We start from the raw sequence: 3,372 nt of genomic DNA, 5'->3' as shown, positions 1-3,372 counted from the left end.
CCTCGTCACGCTCCGGTCGTGCCCATAAAACCAACGCCCAGCACCCGCCCCCGAGCACCCACAACTACCCCGCCACCAGGACATATACCCAGTCAGAGAGGAATCCAGCACTAGATGCGGAAGACGGCGCCGAGATAGTCGGACCGCAGGCACTCGTCGGCGCCGCGGCAGTCGGCCTGCGTGTCGACGATGTCGCGCAGGGACTCACCCGGAGCCATCGGATAGCGGTCGAAGAAGACGCCGTAGCGGCTGCCGGGAGGAGCGTTGGTCATCTGCCGGCTCACCCGGAGCGGGAACCGCACCGTCGACAGGTTCGCCGGTGTCCGGATGTGCAGCCGGTCGTCCTGACGGAACTGCAGCCCGTCCAGCCCGGAACAGCCCGAGAGCGACAGGACGACTCCCAGGAGCAGTGCGCACAGCAGGCCGCGCAACGGAGATCGGCGCCTGCCGGAGTGTGCAGTCATGGCCTGGAGGCTAACCGCCTTCGTCCAGCAGATGTCAAGATTGATCTGCTTAGAGATTCGCTATCGGCGACCATTGGTATGAGTGATTAACCTTTCTGCTATTGACAATAGGGCGCTCGGATCGTTCACACTTGTCGCCACCCCGACACTCGCTACCCCGAGGACCATCCATGTCGAGATCGTCCACAGGTGCCCGCCGATCCGGCCTGCGCATCATCGCCGTCACCGCCACGGCCGTACTCATCACCGCGGGCTGCTCAGCCACCGCCGGCTCGGGCGCGGACAAAGCCGGCTCCGCCCCCACGCGTTCTGCCACCATCCCCGCCGAGAACGGTCCCGGTGTCACCAAGGACACCGTCACCATCTCGTGGGGCAAGGCACTGGCACCCGCCGCCGGCGCGCCGGCGGCGGACGTGAAGAACCGCCAGGAGGGCGTGAAGGCCGTTGTGGACGCCTTCAACAAACAGGGGGGCATCGCCGGCCGCAAGGTCCAGATCCTCCAGAACGACCCCGGTGGTTCCCTGGTGGGGCAGCGGTACAACGCGTTCGAGAAGTCCAATTTCCTTCCGGTCTCCGATCCCACCAACGGCAAGGCCGCCTGCGACGCGTACGCCGGTGCCAAGGTGTTCGCGTTGTTCGCCGCCGACCTGGCCAGTGCCCCGTACGGAACCCCGGCCGCGGGCGCATGCCTCAACGCCGGCGGCCACCCGGTCATCGGCACGACCGGCTGGACCACGTCCGACTTCCAGCGGGCTCCCGCCACCGCCGGCGTCTCCATCGCGGCCGACCGTCTCGCCGATGCCCTCGTCGCCGCCGGCAAGGACTCCGGTGTCCTGTCGAAGCCGGCCAAGACCGCGCTGATCACCGAAAGTTCGCAGCCCGCCGACACTCTGAACAAGACCTATCTGCCGGCTTTGGCGAAGGCGGGCGTCACCGACCCCCAGGTCGTCCCCGTCAGCCAGACGATGAGCGCGGCCGACGCGCTCAGCCTCGCCGTCAAGCTGAAGAGCACCGGCACCGAGCGGGTCATCGTCCTGGCAGGCGCCACCGCCACCTTCTCGTTGCAGTTCAGTCTGCTACCCGCCTTCCAGAAGCAGCAGTTCGACCCGCAGATCCTGGGCATCGACGGTCCCCCGCACCAGCTTCTGACCGCGGCCGCCCAGGTCCGGATCACACCGAAGCTCGCCGACAACCTGGTCACCTACCTGTCGCGGCCCACGCGGGACACCCCGCGGCTCACCGACGCCCAGGCAGCCACGCCCGGAGGCAAGCTGTACGACGCGGTCGTGAAGGCGGACCCCGCACTGCAGCCCTACGTCGACCTGGACCTGTGCGACGGCCTGGCGCTCCTGAATGCCTCGCTCGCCGCAAGCGGCAGCACCTACGTCAACGCCGAGGCGTTCTCCGTCGGCCTCGACAAGCTGAAGGACTCCTACCAGTCACCCCGGCTCTACGCGACCACGTTCGGACCGGGACGGCATGACGGCGGAGCCGGTCTGGTGCGGCAGACGTACTCGGCCAAGTGCAAGTGCGCCGTCCCCGGCACGAAGCCCGTGGCCTTCTGACACCGCGTCAAGACGCCGAAGCGGCTTGAAGGGAGCCTGATGATCGACGCGACGACCGATGCCGAACTGGAGCGAGCGCTCCTGGAGGCCGGTGACGACCCACTGCTGCTGTACTTCACCACGCCGTGGTGCGGTCCCTGCCGGACTTTCGGCCCGCAGCTCGGCGCGTGGGCCGCGGCCAGCCCTGGCGTGCTGCGCGTGGTGCGCGTCGATGCCGAGCAGGTGCCGGTTGCCGCAGCCCGGTTCCGGGTTCAAGCCTTCCCGACGCTGACTCTGGTGTGTGCCGGAGAGCAGCTCTGGCTCCGGGCAGGAGCCCTCAACCGGCAGGAACTGGCTACGACACTGGCCGTGGTCGGTGGGGGGGGGGGGTCCCTCACCGACCACGACGGCGCACGGCCCGACACCGAAGCGGAGCCCTCGGACACGGTGGCGGTGAGCGGGCCCCGGTCTGTCACCGTCCCGTTCTTCGACGACCCCCGGATCACCGTCTGGAACGGTCATGAGGAGGTCCAACCCGGCGAGGTGGCGCAGCTCGCCGAGGACGAGGCACTGCGCGTGTCCTTCACCTCTGACCTGCGCCTCACCCCGAGCTGCGACCTCTCCGTCCTACGGGAGTTCGCGCCTGGTGCGATCGATGCCGTGATGCTCCAGTGCTCCCATCTCACCCCCGAACCCATCGAGGAGTTGGGAGACCTGACGGCGCTGGCATCGCTCACCCTGATCTCGGCGCGACCGTTGCACAAGGATGTGGTCGAGTCCCTCGCTCTGTTGCGCCGATTGCAGTTGCTGCACGTCGACGCACCGGGTGCCGACCTGCCGATGATCCGGCGCATGCTGCCGCACGCGATGGTCAACTTCGAGTGGACCGCTCCGCAGCTGGCGGCCCATCTATCTCCGCCCGAGCCAGGCGCACCATCGCCCGAACTGCCAGCCGTGCGGCTCGCCGACGCCGGCCCGGAACCGGTCATCGCGCTGGCCGAGCATCCTGCCGATCCCTTGCCTGACGCTGTGGTCACCGCGCTGGCGGAGGTCCGGGACTGTGCGGTCGGCAAGGTCTGCGACCTCGACAACCCGGCTGTACAGAACGAACTCCGCCAGGCCGGGCTCTCCGAACTGCTGCTGCTCCACGAGGGCCGGGTGGTGGCCCGGCGCGACACCTGCGGCCCCCACCACGTCGAGGAACTGACCGCTCTGGCGGGCCTGGTCGGTGCGGCAGCTGCCACCCGGCCACAGCCACAACCCGCGCAGGAGGAACGGCTCGTGTCCTTCGGCCTGCGGGAAGCGGACGGATGGCTGGTCCCGCCCAATGCGGCACGCAGCGACTGGATCGCCCTGCGACCGCA

3 protein-coding genes are annotated in these 3,372 nt (G+C 68.7%); 2 read left to right on the top strand and 1 reads right to left on the bottom strand.

What is annotated here, in order from left to right:
• Positions 1–110: 110 nt before the first annotated feature.
• On the bottom strand, positions 111–464 hold the full coding sequence (locus ACZ69M_RS51105) for a hypothetical protein (protein WP_470060547.1): 354 nt from the start codon (positions 462–464) through the stop codon (positions 111–113).
• A gap of 170 nt (positions 465–634) precedes the next feature.
• On the opposite strand from ACZ69M_RS51105, the gene ACZ69M_RS51100 reads away from it, so the two are divergent.
• Both ACZ69M_RS51100 and ACZ69M_RS51095 read left to right on the top strand, forming a co-directional pair.
• Positions 635–2,029 carry a type 1 periplasmic-binding domain-containing protein gene (locus ACZ69M_RS51100; protein WP_470060546.1) on the top strand — a complete coding sequence of 465 codons (1,395 nt, stop codon included), beginning with the start codon at positions 635–637 and terminating at the stop codon, positions 2,027–2,029.
• A gap of 39 nt (positions 2,030–2,068) precedes the next feature.
• Positions 2,069–3,372 (top strand): thioredoxin family protein (locus tag ACZ69M_RS51095; RefSeq protein WP_470060545.1); only part of this gene is annotated, 1,304 nt, incomplete at its 3' end.

Source organism: Streptomyces sp. NPDC107454 (assembly GCF_055582885.1).
Note: the sequence above shows the minus strand (reverse complement) of the source record. Positions and strands in the feature narration are given on the sequence as shown.

Coding starts and splice junctions, on each gene's coding strand:
- ACZ69M_RS51105 (WP_470060547.1), bottom strand. CDS start 464: ATGACTGCACACTCCGGCAGGCGCCGATCTCCGTTGCGCGGCCTGCTG.
- ACZ69M_RS51100 (WP_470060546.1), top strand. CDS start 635: ATGTCGAGATCGTCCACAGGTGCCCGCCGATCCGGCCTGCGCATCATC.